The following is a 14762-nucleotide window of genomic DNA, read 5'->3' as shown; positions in this document are numbered from 1 at the left end:
CGAGGGGTCAGGCGAGTCCGAGACCCTCGCGCCAGTCGGTGTGCTGCGGGCGCCAGCCGCGCGCGGCCGCGGTGCGACGCGACGCGGTGCGGCCGGGTGGCGCATCCGCGATCCGCTCGACGCGTCCGCCCACTCGTTCGGCGAACACGGGAGCCCACTCCTGCACTGAGCTCGGGCGTCGTCTCGTCGGCCTCGCCGACCCCGGGCACGCTCGCCCACGCGACACTCTGCGCGACCATCGTCGTGGCCCCTGCGGCGAGGCTCGCGTCGACGAGGATGCGCGTGCCCGCGATGCGCAGGTGCGAGTTGGAGGCGAAGTCGCGCCCTGAGAGGTCGGTGAACACGTGCAGCACGACGTCGGGGGCGAGGTCGGCGAGCAGGGCGGTCACCGCAGGCTCGTCGAGCACGTCCAGCAGGTGCGGGCCCGCCCCGGCGTGCTCGATCGCGGAGAGCCGATCGTCGCGCCGTGTCGTGCCGTGCACCTCGTGGCCGTCCGCCACCAGGCGGGGCAACAGGCGCGACCCGATCACGCCGGTCGCACCGACCACGAGCACCCGGCTCATCGCACGTGTCCCACCGACTCCATCTGTCGCAGTTCCTTCTTGAGGTCGGACAGCTCGTCGCGGAGCCGCGCCGCGAGCTCGAACTTGAGCTCTCCGGCCGCCTGCAGCATCTGCTCGTTGAGGTCGACGATGAGCGCCTCGAGCTGGGCGGCGCCCTGGGCGCCGACGCCCTCGCGCCGCAGGTTCGGGGTGGGACTCTTGCGCCGGGACCCGTCTTGCCCCGTGCGGCCGGCGAGCAGCTTGGCCGTGTCGGCCTCCTCGCGGGCGAGCACCTCGGTGATGTCGGCGATGCGCTTGCGCAGCGGCTGCGGGTCGATGCCGTGCTCGACGTTGTAAGCGATCTGCTTCTCGCGTCGGCGATTCGTCTCCTCGATCGCGAAGGTCATCGAATCGGTCAGCTGGTCGGCGTACATGTGCACCTCGCCCGACACGTTGCGCGCCGCGCGCCCGATCGTCTGGATGAGCGAGGTGGAGCTGCGCAGGAAGCCCTCCTTGTCGGCGTCGAGGATCGCCACGAGCGACACCTCGGGCAGGTCGAGGCCCTCACGCAGCAGGTTGATGCCGACGAGCACGTCGTAGACCCCGCCCGCAGCTCGGTGAGCAGCTCGACGCGACGCAAGGTGTCGACATCCGCGTGAAGGTAGCGCACCCGCACGCCCGCCTCGGTGAAGTAGTCGGTGAGCTCTTCGGCCATCTTCTTGGTGAGGGTCGTGACGAGCACGCGCTCGTCACGCTCGGCGCGCACGCGGATCTCCTCGAGCAGATCGTCGATCTGGCCCTTGCTCGGCTTGATGACGATCTGCGGATCGACGAGCCCCGTCGGGCGGATGATCTGCTCGACCACCCCGTCGCCCATCGACAGCTCGTAGCGGCCCGGGGTCGCCGAGAGGTAGACCTTCTGCCCCACGCGGTCGAGGAACTCCTCCCAGCGCAGCGGGCGGTTGTCGAGCGCGCTCGGCAACCGGAAGCCGTGCTCGACGAGCGTGCGCTTGCGGCTCGCATCGCCCTCGTACATCGCGCCGATCTGCGGCACCGTGACGTGCGACTCGTCGATCACGACGAGGAAGTCGTCGGGGAAGTAGTCGAGCAGGGTGTTCGGCGGCTCGCCCGGCGCGCGTCCGTCGATGTGGCGGGAGTAGTTCTCGATGCCGTTGCAGAAGCCGATCTGCTCCATCATCTCGAGGTCGAAACCCGTGCGCATGCGCAGACGCTGCGCCTCGAGCAGCTTGCCCTGCTTCTCGAGCTCGGGCAGACGCTCCGCGAGCTCCTCCTTGATCGAGCGGATCGCGCGGTGCATCGCCTCCGGGCTCGCGGCGTAGTGGGTGGCCGGGAAGATCGACACCGCATCCATCCGCTTCATGACATCGCCCGTGAGGGGATGCAACGCGTAGATCGCCTCGATCTCGTCGCCGAACATCTCGATGCGCACGGCGAGTTCCTCGTACACCGGGATGATCTCGATCGTGTCGCCGCGCACCCGGAACTTGCCGCGCGAGAAGTCGACGTCGTTGCGCTCGTACTGCATGTTGATGAACGAACGGATGAGCTTGTCGCGCGAGACGCGGTCGCCCACCTGCAGGGCCACCATGGCCCCGAGGTACTCCTCGGCGGCGCCGAGCCCGTAGATGCACGAGACGGTCGAGACCACGACGACGTCACGCCGGCTGAGCAGCGAGTTGGTCGTGGAGTGACGCAGGCGCTCGACCTCGGCGTTGATCGAGCTGTCCTTCTCGATGAAGGTGTCGGTCTGCGGAACGTACGCCTCGGGTTGGTAGTAGTCGTAGTAGCTCACGAAGTACTCGACCGCGTTGTTCGGCATGAGCTCGCGGAACTCGTTGGCGAGCTGCGCCGCGAGGGTCTTGTTGTGCGCGAGCACGAGGGTGGGGCGCTGCACCTGTTCGATGAGCCACGCGGTCGTCGCGGATTTGCCCGTGCCGGTGGCACCGAGCAGCACGATGTCGGACTCGCCCGCCTGCACACGGTGGGCGAGCTCGGCGATCGCAGTGGGCTGATCGCCGCTCGGGGTGTATTCGGAGATGACCTCGAACGGACGCACGGAACGCGTCGGTTGCATCCCCCAGCCTAGAAGCGGCCTCCGACAGCGCGCTGGGCGCGCGCTACTCCTGCGGCGAACTCGACGACCCGTCGGCGAGCGAGGCGGCGCGCAGTCGCTGCCACAGCGCGTCCACCTGGGCGAGTGTCTGCTCGAGAGTGCCGGTTGTGTCGATGACGTCGTCGGCGATCGCGAGGCGGGCCGCCTCGGGCGCCTGGGAGGCGATGCGGCGCCGAGCCTCTGCCTCATCCATCCCGCGCAGCTCGACGAGCCGCCTCGCGCGGGTCTCCTCATCCGCCGACACCACGATCACCCTGTCGAACTCATCGACGCGACCGTTGCCGTGGCCATCGATCAGCAGAGGCACGTCGTAGACGACCACAGCATCCGGATCCGCGGCGTGCGCGGCGTCGAAGAGCGCCCGTGAGCGCTCCCCCACGGCCGGATGCGTGATCGCGTTGAGCGCGCGGCGCGCGTCGTCGTCGCCGAACACGATCGCGCCGAGAGCAGCGCGATCGAGCGACCCGTCGGCCGCGATCACGTGGGCGCCGAACTCCTCCGCGATGCGCGCCAGTGCGGGCGTGCCGGGTTCGACGACCTCGCGGGCGAGAGCGTCGGCGTCCACGACGACCGCGCCGAGCCGGGCCAGCCGCCGGGCGACCGTCGATTTGCCGGAGGCGATGCCTCCCGTGAGCGCCACGAGCATGCGTCCATGCTGTCACGCTCCCTCCGGTCAGCTCGCCACACCCTCCGGTCGGGTCGTCCAAACGCTGCAGCGTTGTGCGGGGCGCGCCTGCAATCTCTGCCGCGGGTGGCGCAGAGCTACAGCGTTTGACGCCACCACCCGTAGCATGGCGGCATGCTCGAGGTGCTGACGGGCGCGGGACTCGCCGCCGCGGCGGGACTCAACGCCTACATCCCGTTGCTCGTGATGGGGCTCGCGGCGCGGTTCGATTGGATCGGGCTGCCGAGCGGGTGGACCTGGCTCTCGAACGAGTGGGTACTCGTGATCATCGGGCTGCTGCTCGTCGTCGAGGTCGTCGCCGACAAGGTTCCCGCCGTCGACAGCGTCAACGACTGGATCCAGACCGTCGTGCGCCCCGCATCCGGGGGCATCGTCTTTGCGGGCGGCATCGGCACCGAGACGGTGGCGGTCGACGACCCGGGCAGCTTCTTCTCGACGGGAGCCTGGGTGCCGATCGTCATCGGCATCGTGCTCGCCCTCGTCGTGCACCTCGCGAAGATGGCGGTGCGTCCGATCGCCAACCTGGGCACGGCGGGCGTCGCGGCACCCGTGCTGAGCACGGCCGAGGACGGAGCGAGCCTGCTCATGGTCGTGTTCGCCCTCGTCGCGCCGATCCTGGTGCTCATCGGCCTCGTGCTCATGGTGCTGGGCTTCGTACTGCTCGTGCGCGCGATGCGCCGCCGTCGCCAGGCACGGGCAGCCGCTCTCGCGACCCCGCCCGGGTTCCCGAGCTGAGCTGCCCTGTTGTGCAGGAGTCCCGCTGTTGCGCAGGAGAACTGCGGCGGAGGCACTCGGATGGGCCCGAAGTTCCGGGCATCTCGGCGAGCGGTCCTGCATAACAGGCCCGCCGCTCCTGCATAAGAACTCCTGCACAACGGCACGGGCGTGAGCGGATGCCGGTCTCCGCGTGTTAACGGCGGATGGCCGGCCCCCGGGGACCGGCCATCCGGATGAGCGCGGGCGCTCAGGAGTTGCTGCTGAGCTTCTCGCGCAGCGCCGCGAGCGACGCGTCGTCGGCAAGGGTGCCGCCCGACGAGCTCTCCGACGAGAACGAGTTGCCCGAGGGGCGCGCTTCGAGCTCGGCCTCGGTCGCCTCGGCGGCGAGGATCTGCTTCTTGTGAGCCTCCCAGCGCGCCTGGGCAGCCGCATACTCGGCCTCCCATGCGTCGCGCTGGGCCTCGAAACCCTCGAGCCACTCGCCCGAGGTCGGGTCGAAGCCCTCCGGGTACTTGTAGTTGCCCTGCTCGTCGTACTCGGTGACCATGCCGTACAGCGCGGCGAGGCCCGAGTCGAACTCGGAGTTGTTCGGGTCGATGCCCTCGTTGGCCTGCTTGAGGCTCAGCGAGATGCGGCGACGGTCGAGGTCGATGTCGATGACCTTGACGAACACCTCGTCGCCGACCGAGACGACCTGCTCCGCGAGCTCGACGTGCTTGCCCGACAGCTCCGAGATGTGCACGAGGCCCTCGATGCCGTCCGCGACGCGCACGAAGGCGCCGAACGGAACGAGCTTCGTGACCTTGCCCGGTGCGATCTGACCGATCGCGTGGGTGCGGGCGAAGACCTGCCACGGGTCCTCCTGGGTCGCCTTGAGCGAGAGCGACACGCGCTCACGGTCCAGGTCGACCTCGAGGATCTCGACGGTGACCTCCTGGCCGACCTCGACGACCTCGGAGGCGTGCTCGATGTGCTTCCACGAGAGCTCCGAGACGTGCACGAGGCCGTCCACGCCGCCCAGGTCGACGAACGCGCCGAAGTTGACGATCGAGGACACGACGCCCTTGCGGACCTGGCCCTTCTGGAGGTTGTTGAGGAAGGTCGAACGCGACTCCGACTGGGTCTGCTCGAGCAGCGCACGGCGGCTGAGCACGACGTTGTTGCGGTTCTTGTCGAGCTCGAGGATCTTCGCCTCGATCTCCTGGCCGAGGTACGGCGTCAGGTCGCGCACGCGGCGCAGCTCGATGAGCGACGCCGGGAGGAAGCCACGCAGGCCGATGTCGACGATGAGACCGCCCTTGACGACCTCGATGACCTGGCCGGTCACGACGCCGTCGGACTCCTTGATCTTCTCGACATCACCCCAGGCGCGCTCGTACTGCGCACGCTTCTTGGAGAGGATCAGGCGGCCTTCCTTGTCCTCCTTCTGGAGAACGAGGGCCTCGACGCTGTCGCCGACCGAGACGACCTCGGTGGGGTCGACATCGTGCTTGATGGAAAGTTCGCGTGAGGGGATGACACCCTCGGTCTTGTAGCCGACGTCGAGCAGGACCTCGTCGCGGTCGATCTTGACGACGGTGCCCTCGATGAGGTCTCCGTCGTTGAAGAACTTGAGGGTGAGTTCGACCGCGGCCAGGAAGTCTTCAGCAGACCCGATGTCGTTGATGGCGACCTGCTTGGTAGCCGAGGCGGTCGTTGCGGTAGTCATGTAGTAGATGCTCCGGATGGGGACAAAGTAGGGCCCGTGGCGCGATGCTTCTGTGGTTGCTCCGCGGGCATGCGGATAGGGATGCCGCACAAGGCGACTCTCTAGGCTAGCGCACTCCCCGCCTGGCGCGACGCGACTGCGCGAGGATGTCGGCGATCGCGCCCTCGAGCCCGGGGTGGCGGAACGTGTAGCCGGCCTGCAGGAGCCGCTCCGGAACGACCCAGCGGCTCTTGAGCAACAGCTCGGTCTCGGTGCGGATCAGCCAGGCGCCCACCTCGAGCACGGGACGCGGCGCGGGCAGGCCGACCGGCATCCGGAGGGCGCGGCGGATGATCCGCATGAGCTCGACGTTGGTGACCGGTTCCGGAGAGGACAGGTTCACGACGCCGTCGAGGTCGGCCCGGCTCTCGAGCAGGTCGAGCGCGCCCGCGACATCGGCCAGGTGGATCCAGCTGAAGCGCTGCGCACCCCAGCGGGCCCGGAACTCGTGCTGGATGCCTGCCGACCGTCGGGCGCGTGTCGCGAACCAGGGCGTGTCCCACTGGGGGCCGCCGAGGCCGAAGCGCGCCAGCCTGACCAGTGGCGTGAGGGCGCTGCCATCGCCCAGCACGATGGCGGTGCGGATGGCGACGCGTCGGGTCGCGGGAGTGTCCGCCGCGAAGAACGCCGCTTCCCACGCCTTCGCGACCGACACCGAGAACCCGGTACCGAGTTCGCCATCCGCTTCGGTCTGCGGGCGGTCCTCGGCGTGCCGGTAGATGGTCGCGGTCGAGGAGTTGATCCAGGTGGGCGGCGGTTCGGCGCAGCCGGCGACGGCGCGCCCGAGCTCAGCCGTGGTCTCGACGCGAGAGCGCAGGATCTCGGCGCGGTTCGCGGGCCCGTAGCGGCAGTTGACGCTCTTGCCTGCGAGATTCACGAGCAGCTCGCTGCCGTCGAGCAGGCGCCGGATGCCGTCGGCGTCGCCCCAGCGCGCATCCGCTGCACCACGCCCGATCGTCTGCACCTCACGACCGGCTGCGCGCCAGTGCGCCACGAGCGACCGCCCCATGAAGCCGCTCGCGCCCGCGACGACGACCCGTCCGCCGCTCATGCGAACTCCGGCGACACCGGCTCGACACGGTAGCTGAACGCGCCCGCGTACTCGTAGATGCGCCCGACGACGGGGGCGTCGAGCGTGAGGGCGACGTGTTGACGCCCGTCGGGAAGCGTGCGCTCGTGCACCACGACGCGCGGCGCCCAGGCCGCGGGCAGCGACCAGCGCAGGCCCAGCATCCGGATGCCGACGCGACCGGAGACGATGCGCAGCCCCGCGTCGTCGGGTTCGACGTGCAGCTCCACGACGACGCGCTCGCCGGTGCCGAGGCGCTGGCGCAGCCCGTGCGGGGTGAAGAGGATGCGGTCGGTCATCGTGCGGTCGCCCGCGGGGAAACGGAACCGGCGCACGCTCACGAGCCCGTGGGGGTGGGGACGTTGACGATCGTGAAGGGCACGTGCCGCTCCCACACGGGCCACACGACGTTCCAGCGCCCGAGCAGTGCGAGCAGCGGCCACAGCCAGCGGCGCGGCGATCCGACGGTCGTGAACACGCCCTCACCGATGCCATGGGCTCCGTACGGCACGCCGCCGAAGTACGCCTGCAGCGCCGGACTGAGCTGATCGACCCGCCCGTCGAGCGCCGCTGCCCACGGAGCTCCAGGATGTCGCGGCCGGCTCACGGGGCGAGCGCGGTACGCAGGGTGTCGAGCCCGACCCCGCCGAGGTCGAGCGCGTGCTTGTGGAAGTCGCGGAACGAGAACGCGTCGCCCTCGCGGCGCTGCGCGTCGTCGCGGATCTGCTCCCAGATGCGCTGCCCCACCTTGTACGACGGCGCCTGCCCGGGCCAGCCGAGGTAGCGATTCACCTCGAAGCGCACGAAGGCGTCGTCCATGTTGACGTTGCGGCGCATGAAGGTGAGCGCGAAGTCGGCGTCCCACACGCCGTCGGTGGGCAGATCCTCCAGCCCGTGGATGCGGGGCTTCGGCTTGCCGAGGTGCACCCCGATGTCGAGCACGACGCGGGCCGCCCGCATGCGCTGACCATCGAGCATGCCGAGTCGGTCGGCGGGGTCGTCGAGGTAGCCGAGCTCTTCCATGAGCCGCTCGGCGTAGAGCGCCCAGCCCTCGGCGTGTCCGCTCGTGCCGGCGAGCTGGCGCCGCCAGGTGTTGAGCTGCGCACGGTTGAACACCGCCTGGCCGATCTGCAGATGGTGGCCGGGCACCCCCTCGTGGAACACGGTCGTCTTCTCACGCCAGGTGTCGAACTCGGTGACGCCCTCGGGAACGCTCCACCACATCCGCCCCGGACGCGAGAAGTCGTCGGACGGGCCCGTGTAGTAAATGCCGCCGTCTTGGGTCGGGGCGATCATGCACTCGAGCGCCCGCACGGGTTCGGGGATGTCGAAGTGGCTGCGGCCGAGCTCGTCGACGACGCGGTCGCTGAGCTGCTGCATCCAGGCCTTGAGGGCGTCGGTGCCGTGCAGCTTGCGGCTCGCGTCCTGTTCGAGGTGGGCGACGGCCTCTTCGACGCTCGCACCGGCGAGCACCTCGTCGGCGACCCGGGTCTGCTCCTCGATCATGCGCTCGAGCTCGCCGATGCCCCATTCGTAGGTCTCGTCGAGGTCGATCTCGGCACCGAGGAAGTGCCGCGACCGCAGGGCGTAGAGCTCGCGGCCCACGGCATCCTGCTCGGATGCGACGGGCAGCAGCTCGGTCTCGAGGAAGTCGGCGAGTTCGCGGTACGCGGCGGCCGAGACCTGGGCACCGCGGGCGAGATCGCTGCGCAGGCTCTCGGGCAGCTCGCCCGATTCCAGGGCGGCCCCGGCGGTGAATTCGGTGAAGAAGCCGTCGGGGCGGCCGTTGCGACGGGCCTGCTCGACGACTTCGCGCACCTGACGCTTCGCAGGCACGACCCCCTCGGCGATGCCGGCCCGAAGGGTCTCGACATACCCCGCCACCGCGCCGGGGAGGTTGCCGAGACGCTCGGCGATCGTCGCCCAGTCCGCCTCGGTGCCCGTCGGCATGAGGTCGAAGGTCTCGCGGATCTCCTGCGCAGGCGAGGCGATCACGTTGAGGTCGCGCAGGTGGAGGCGTGCATCGTGGGCCTCGAGCGAGAGGCGTGCCTCGGCGAGCAGGTCGGCTTTCGTCACCTCGTCGACGGCGTCCTGCGGCGTCGCCGTCTCGAGCTCGGTGACGAGCGCACGCGTCGCGTCGGCCAGGCGCTCGTGGCCCGCCGGCGAGAGGTCGCCGTACTCACCCGTGCGACCCGGCACCCCGATATAGATCGCGACGTCGGGGACGAGGTCGACGAGAGTGTCGACCCAGCGTTCTGCGATGGTGTCGATGGGGGTGGTGGGGCGCTCTTCGCTCATCCCTCCACCCTATTCACCGGGGGCGACACCGACGCCAGGGACCTCCGGCCCCTTCTTATTCCTCGTCGAGGTCGCGCTCGAGAAGCGCCACGAGAGCGTCGAGTGCCGGGTCGGCGCCGGGAGCCTCGCTCGAGAGGGTGACGCGCTCACCGTGGTCGATCCCGAGCGAGAGCACGCCGAGGATGCTCGCGGCGTTGACGCTTCGCCCCGCCGCCGACGTGAGCACGATGGGAACGGATGCCTGCGCCGCGGCCTGCGAGAACAGCGCCGCGGGGCGCGCGTGCAACCCGACGCTCGACGCGACGACGACCGTGCGCTCCGGCATCCGCGCTCTCCTTTCCGCTCCCGCATCCATCAGGTGGGCCTGACGTGTTCCGTCTAGTGTGCGGCAGCGTCCCAGTTGGGGCCAGTCCCGAGTTGCACATCCAGAGGCACGGAGAGCTCCGCAGCGCCCGCCATCCCGTCGGTCACGATCGTGCGCATCCGCTCGAGTTCACCCGGCGCCACCTCGAAGACGAGCTCGTCGTGTACCTGGAGCAGCATGCGCGAGTCGAGCTGCTGCACACGGATCTCGGCGTCGATCTCGAGCATCGCGCGTTTGATGATGTCGGCGGCCGAGCCCTGGATGGGCGAGTTCAAGGCCTGACGTTCGGCGTTCTCGCGCAGCACGCGGTTGGTCGAGGTGAGGTCGGTGAACGGGCGTCGACGCCCGAAGATCGTGGTCGTGAAGCCGTCGACGCGCGCCTGCTCGACGACGCTGCGCAGGTAGTCGCGCACGGCACCGAAGCGGGCGAAGTAGTCGGCCATGAGCTCCTTCGCCTCGGAGACCTCGATGCGCAGCTGCTTGCTGAGCCCGAAGGCGGAGAGCCCGTAGGCGAGTCCGTAGGACATCGCCTTGACCTTGGTGCGCATGATCGGGGTCACCTCGGCGGGCGCGACGCCGAAGATGCGTGCGCCGACGAAACGGTGCAGGTCCTCCCCGAGCGGAACGCTTCGATGAGACCCTCGTCTTCCGAGAGGTGCGCCATGATGCGCATCTCGATCTGCGAGTAGTCGGCGGTGAGCAGCGTCTCGAAACCCTCACCCGAGAGGAACGCCGAGCGCACCTCGCGGCCGACCTCGGTCTTGATCGGGATGTTCTGCAGGTTGGGGTCGTTCGACGAGATGCGCCCGGTTGCCGAGCCCGTCTGCTCGTACGTCGTGTGGATGCGGCCGTCGGCACCGATCGCGGTCTGCAGCGTCTCGACGATCTGCCGGATCTTGGTTGCATCCCGGTGCTTCAGCAGCAGCTCCAGGAACGGATGCGGGTGCGCCTCCTGCAGGTCGGCCAGCGCCTGTGCGTCGGTCGAGTAGCCGGTCTTGTTGGCCCGGGTCTTGGGCATGCCGAGCTCGGTGAAGAGCACCTCCTGCAGCTGCTTCGGGGAGCCGAGGTTGACCTCGTGACCGATCTCGGCGTACGCCTGCTGCGCGATCTCGGCCGCCTGGGTGCCGAGCCGCGAGTTGAGCTCGCCGAGCACGTCGGCCGACACCGTGACGCCCTGCAGCTCCATGCGCGCGAGCACGGGCACGAGGGGTACCTCGATGTCGCGCTGCACCGTAAGGGAGCCCGGGTCGAGCCGGGCGTCGAGCTCGGCCTGCAGCCGCACGAGGTACCAGGCCTCGGTGGCCGGGTTGAGCGCCTCGGTTTCGGGCACGAGCTGGCTCGGATCGGGCTCGGGCAGCGTCTCGCCGAGGTAGTAGTAGGTGAGCCCGCCGAGGCTGTCGGCCTTGGTGGAGGGGCGCAAGAGCCACGCCGACAACGCGGCGTCGCCCGCAACGCCCTCGAGCGTGAGACCCGTGCCGGCGAGCGACTTGAGCTGCCGCTTCGCGTCGTGCAGGTACTTGGGCGCATCGGATGCCAGCCACGCCTCGAGGGCCGTGTAGTCGGGGCGTCCGGGTGCCCACGGCACCCACGCCGTCTCGGTGAGGCTCGCGATGCCGAACCCCTCGACCTGACCGTTGATCGTCGCGATGCGCAGGCCGAGCGGGGCGGTGCCGTCCTGGGACTGCGTGCGCAGCCACTTCGCGAGCTCCTCGTCGATCATCGTGCGTACGGCGGGCGCGGCGATCGCGCGGTTGTCGGCGGTATCGGCGTCGACGAGGCCGGCGTCGGATGCGGCTCCTCGATCTTGAACACCCGGTCGAGCAGAGTGCGGAACTGCAGCCGATCGAAGACCGAGCGCACGGCGGTCGGGTCGATGGGCTGACGCTCGAGGTCGGCCGGCGCGAGCGGCAGCTCGACGTCGCGAACCAGCCGGTTGAGCTTGCGATTGCGCACCACGCGATCCTGCTGGTCGCGTAGGTTCTGCCCCACGACGCCCTTGATGTCGTCAGCGTGCGCGAGCAGTTCCTCGACCGTGCCGTACTGCTGGATCCACTTGACGGCGGTCTTCTCGCCGACCTTGTCGACGCCCGGCAGGTTGTCGCTCGTCTCGCCCACGAGGGCGGCGATCTCGGGGTACTGCTCGGGACGGATGCCGTAGCGCTCGATCACCGCATCCGTGTCGTAGGTCTTGAGCTCGGAGACCCCGCGCACGTTCGGGTAGAGCAGGGTGATGTCGTCGTCGACGAGCTGGATCGTGTCGCGGTCGCCCGAGACGACGAGCACCCGGTACCCCTCCGCGGCACCGCGCGTCGCGAGGGTGGCGAGGATGTCATCCGCCTCGAAGTCCTCCTTCGAGATCGTGCGGATGTTCATGGCCTGCAGGGCCTCCTCGAGCAGGGGCACCTGGCCCACGAACTCGGGAGGCGTCTCGCCGCGGGTTCCCTTGTATTCGGCGTACTCGCGCGTGCGGAACGAGAAGCGCGAGATGTCGAAGGCGACCGCGAGGTGGGTGGGCTTCTGCTGCTGCAGCAGGTTGAGCAGCATCGAGATGAACCCGTGGATGGCGTTGGTGTGCTGACCGTCGCGCGTCACGAAGCTGTCGATGGGCAGCGCATAGAACGCCCGGAACGCCAGCGAATGGCCGTCGATGAGCAGGAGCGTAGGCTTTTCTTCCGGCACGGAGCCAGCCTATCCGGAGGGCCCGACACCCCACCGACCCGAACTACCGATGGAGCGCTCATGGTCATCCTTCCGCCCGATCTCGACCCCGAACTGGTGGCCCGTCTGGGCGAATCCGGGGGCGGTGAACTCCCGCGGCGCATGGGCATCGAGTTCCTCGAGCTGTCGGCCACCCACTCGGTGGCCCGGATGCCGGTCGAGGGCAACCGGCAGGTCGTCGGTCTGCTGCACGGCGGCGCGCACGTCGTGCTCGGCGAATCGCTCGGCTCGATCTCCTCGGCCATCCACGCCGGGCCGGGACGCTACGCCGTCGGCATCGAGATCAACGCGACGCACAGCCGCTCGATCACCGAGGGCTGGGTCACCGGCACCTGCACGGCGCTCGTGCTCGGGCGCACCCTCTGTACGCACGAGATCGTCATGACCGACGACGACGGGCGGCGCCTGTCGACGGTGCGGATGACGAACATGCTGCGGGACAGAGCCGCTGATTGAGTAGCCCGCGAAGCGGGCGTATCGAAATCCGACCCGCAGCCCGCTATTTCTTCGGCGCGAGCTGGTCGATGATCGCCTGGGCGACATCGTGCATGGTGAGGCGCCGGTCCATCGACGCCTTCTGGATCCAGCGGAACGCATCCGGCTCCGACAGGCCCATCTTCTCGTTGAGCAGCCCCTTGGCGCGATCGACGAGCTTGCGGGTCTCGAAGCGCTCGACCATGTCGGCGACCTCGGCCTCGAGCGTCACGATCTGCTGGTAGCGGCTGAGGGCGATCTCGATCGCGGGCAGAAGGTCGTTGGGGGTGAAGGGCTTCACGACGTAGGCGAGAGCCCCCGCCTCCGAGGCACGCTCCACGAGCTCCTTCTGGCTGAAGGCGGTGAGCAGCACGACGGGCGCGATGTGGTTCTTGGTGAGGCGCTCCGCCGCGGAGATGCCGTCGAGCTGGGGCATCTTGACGTCCATCACGACGAGGTCGGGGCGGAGTTCCGTGGCCAGCGCCACAGCGGTCTCGCCGTCGCCGGCCTCCCCCACCACATCGAAGCCGTTGTCACGCAGAATCTCGACGATGTCGAGCCGGATGAGCGACTCATCCTCGGCGACGACGACTCGGCGGGGCGCGACTGGGGCCTGTTCGGTGTCACTCACCCCTCGATCCTACGGTAACGTCAGGATGCCGCGAGGCTCCGGATGCGGAGCGTCGACACCAGCCGGTGTGGCGGAATGGCAGACGCGACCGACTCAAAATCGGTTGTCCGTGAGGACATGTGGGTTCGAGTCCCACCACCGGTACCACCAAGAACGTCGCGGGCCCGCGAGTGCGAGGGCGCCGACCGCTCGACGCCCCCGCACGCGGTATCACTTCTGGGTGAGGTTGATGGCGACGCGGGGTGTGCCATCCGCGATCGTGTCGAAGCTGATCTGCCCGGAGTACGCGACCCCGTCGATCGGCCCCTCGACGATGAAGGCCGCGTCGTGCGTGACTTCCCCGAGCGGATGCGGATGCACGACGTACCCGGCGTCGCGCAGCAGCGCCTGGTAGCTCGCGGCGGCCGAGGCGGCATCCCCCGGGAACACCAGAGAGCCGTAGACGCCGGCCGAGCCGCCGACCTTCTCTTCGGCGAACGGCTCATGCTCTGCCCAGTCCTCCGGTACGGGGAAGGGGAAGTCCGCGCTCGCCGCGCGAGCCCCCGCCGGGATCGTGGTCGTCGCCGGCGCGTCGGCACTCTCCTCGTCTGTCGTGTGCTGGTCGACTGCCTCGTTGTCGATGGCTGAGGTCGGCGCCGGTTCGGGCACGGATGCCGCGCACCCGGTGAGCGCGATCACCCCCACCGTTCCCAGCAGAACCGCCAACAGTCTCGCCCGCATTGCATTCTCCTTCGTTCGGGTAAACCGCCAGGCTAGCGAGGATCCGACGGTCCTGGTCGTGGCTGCTGCGGTTGCCGACAGCGCGCTCTCAGCGCAGAGTGAAGGCGTGCGGTTGCTCATGATCTCGGATACCCACCTGCCGGTGCGCGCCAAGAAGCTTCCGGATGAGGTGTGGGCTGCCGTTGCGGCCGCCGACGTCGTCTTCCACGCCGGAGACTGGGTCGGGGTCGAGCTGCTCGACGAACTCGAGGAACGCGCGACGCGGCTCGTGGCGTGCTGGGGTAACAACGACGGGACAGAACTCCGTGCGCGGCTCCCGGAGGTGGCCCGGGTCGAGCTCGAGGGGATGTCGTTCGCGGTCGTTCACGAGACCGGCACCGCCGCGGGTCGCGAACGACGCTGCGAGTCCGCGTATCCGGACGTCGACGTGCTCGTGTTCGGCCATAGCCACATCCCGTGGGACACCACGACGCCGCGCGGGCTGCGGTTGCTGAACCCTGGATCGCCCACCGATCGCCGCCGGCAGCCGTACGGGACCTTTCTCACCGCGAAGCTCGGCGCATCCGGACTCGATGAGGTCGTGCTGCATCCTGTGGAGCGCCCTCGGGCATAGACGGGATGTCAGTTCGGCGCCACGAGGTGAACGGCGCCGCTGGGGGCGCC

11 protein-coding genes, 1 tRNA gene and 4 pseudogenes are annotated in these 14762 nt (G+C 69.3%); 4 read left to right on the top strand and 12 right to left on the bottom strand.

Annotated elements, in window-relative coordinates; translation table 11 throughout:
* Window positions 1-7 precede the first annotated feature (7 nt).
* The 4 genes and pseudogenes from QQK29_RS14630 to coaE all read right to left on the bottom strand — a co-directional run bounded on the left by QQK29_RS14630 (window position 8) and on the right by coaE (window position 3322).
* Entirely contained in the window at window positions 8-148 is a 141-nt protein-coding gene (locus tag QQK29_RS14630) for a hypothetical protein (protein WP_284301316.1), read from the bottom strand.
* A gap of 73 nt (window positions 149-221) precedes the next feature.
* A pseudogene (locus QQK29_RS18775) lies at window positions 222-563 on the bottom strand (NAD-dependent epimerase/dehydratase family protein); the annotation flags it as partial.
* A pseudogene (gene uvrB / locus QQK29_RS14625) lies at window positions 560-2637 on the bottom strand (excinuclease ABC subunit UvrB). The pseudogenes QQK29_RS18775 and uvrB, both read right to left, overlap by 4 nt.
* A gap of 43 nt (window positions 2638-2680) precedes the next feature.
* Complete coding sequence (gene coaE, locus QQK29_RS14620; RefSeq protein ID WP_284301314.1) at window positions 2681-3322, bottom strand: dephospho-CoA kinase; 642 nt, start codon at window positions 3320-3322, stop codon at window positions 2681-2683.
* Between the two features lie 153 nt (window positions 3323-3475).
* Between coaE and QQK29_RS14615 the strand changes: the two genes are divergently transcribed.
* On the top strand, window positions 3476-4096 hold the full coding sequence (locus tag QQK29_RS14615) for a DUF4126 domain-containing protein (protein WP_284301312.1): 621 nt from the start codon (window positions 3476-3478) through the stop codon (window positions 4094-4096).
* Between the two features lie 229 nt (window positions 4097-4325).
* Here the strand turns inward: QQK29_RS14615 and rpsA are convergent, their stop codons facing one another.
* The 6 genes and pseudogenes from rpsA to polA all read right to left on the bottom strand — a co-directional run bounded on the left by rpsA (window position 4326) and on the right by polA (window position 12211).
* The gene (rpsA, locus tag QQK29_RS14610) at window positions 4326-5786 is read right to left on the bottom strand and encodes a 30S ribosomal protein S1 (protein WP_284301310.1); all 1461 of its coding nucleotides are present in this window, start codon (window positions 5784-5786) and stop codon (window positions 4326-4328) included.
* 106 nt (window positions 5787-5892) lie between these two features.
* Window positions 5893-6876: an epimerase gene (locus tag QQK29_RS14605; protein WP_284301309.1), complete on the bottom strand. Its 984-nt coding sequence runs from the start codon at window positions 6874-6876 to the stop codon at window positions 5893-5895.
* A pseudogene (locus tag QQK29_RS14600) lies at window positions 6873-7405 on the bottom strand (DUF4166 domain-containing protein). The gene QQK29_RS14605 and the pseudogene QQK29_RS14600 overlap by 4 nt, the downstream one beginning before the upstream one ends.
* Before the next feature lie 92 nt (window positions 7406-7497).
* Complete coding sequence (locus QQK29_RS14595) at window positions 7498-9192, bottom strand: DUF885 domain-containing protein (protein WP_284301306.1); 1695 nt, start codon at window positions 9190-9192, stop codon at window positions 7498-7500.
* 55 nt (window positions 9193-9247) lie between these two features.
* A complete protein-coding gene (locus tag QQK29_RS14590) occupies window positions 9248-9517 on the bottom strand; it encodes an HPr family phosphocarrier protein (RefSeq protein WP_284301304.1) in 270 nt (89 codons plus the stop codon).
* Window positions 9518-9570: 53 nt separating this feature from the next.
* Window positions 9571-12211, bottom strand: a pseudogene (gene polA, locus QQK29_RS14585) (DNA polymerase I).
* Between the two features lie 84 nt (window positions 12212-12295).
* Between polA and QQK29_RS14580 the strand changes: the two are divergent.
* Window positions 12296-12730, top strand: coding sequence for a PaaI family thioesterase (locus tag QQK29_RS14580; protein ID WP_284301302.1), 435 nt, complete (start codon window positions 12296-12298; stop codon window positions 12728-12730).
* A gap of 43 nt (window positions 12731-12773) precedes the next feature.
* On the opposite strand, the gene QQK29_RS14575 is transcribed toward QQK29_RS14580, so the two are convergent.
* Window positions 12774-13379: an ANTAR domain-containing response regulator gene (locus QQK29_RS14575; RefSeq protein ID WP_284301300.1), complete on the bottom strand. Its 606-nt coding sequence runs from the start codon at window positions 13377-13379 to the stop codon at window positions 12774-12776.
* A 61-nt stretch (window positions 13380-13440) separates the two neighbouring features.
* Between QQK29_RS14575 and QQK29_RS14570 the strand changes: the two genes are divergently transcribed.
* Window positions 13441-13526 (top strand) — tRNA-Leu (locus QQK29_RS14570).
* A gap of 63 nt (window positions 13527-13589) precedes the next feature.
* Here the strand turns inward: QQK29_RS14570 and QQK29_RS14565 are convergent.
* On the bottom strand, window positions 13590-14099 hold the full coding sequence (locus tag QQK29_RS14565) for a hypothetical protein (protein WP_284301299.1): 510 nt from the start codon (window positions 14097-14099) through the stop codon (window positions 13590-13592).
* A gap of 106 nt (window positions 14100-14205) precedes the next feature.
* Here QQK29_RS14565 and QQK29_RS14560 point away from each other — a divergent pair, with 106 nt between their 5' ends.
* Window positions 14206-14712 carry a metallophosphoesterase family protein gene (locus tag QQK29_RS14560; protein WP_284301297.1) on the top strand — a complete coding sequence of 169 codons (507 nt, stop codon included), beginning with the start codon at window positions 14206-14208 and terminating at the stop codon, window positions 14710-14712.
* The last annotated feature ends 50 nt before the right edge of the window (window positions 14713-14762 follow it).

It is taken from the genome of Homoserinibacter gongjuensis, from assembly GCF_030161875.1.
In the GTDB taxonomy this organism is placed as follows: domain Bacteria; phylum Actinomycetota; class Actinomycetes; order Actinomycetales; family Microbacteriaceae; genus Homoserinibacter; species Homoserinibacter gongjuensis.
This window is presented reverse-complemented; position numbering and strand designations above follow the sequence as displayed.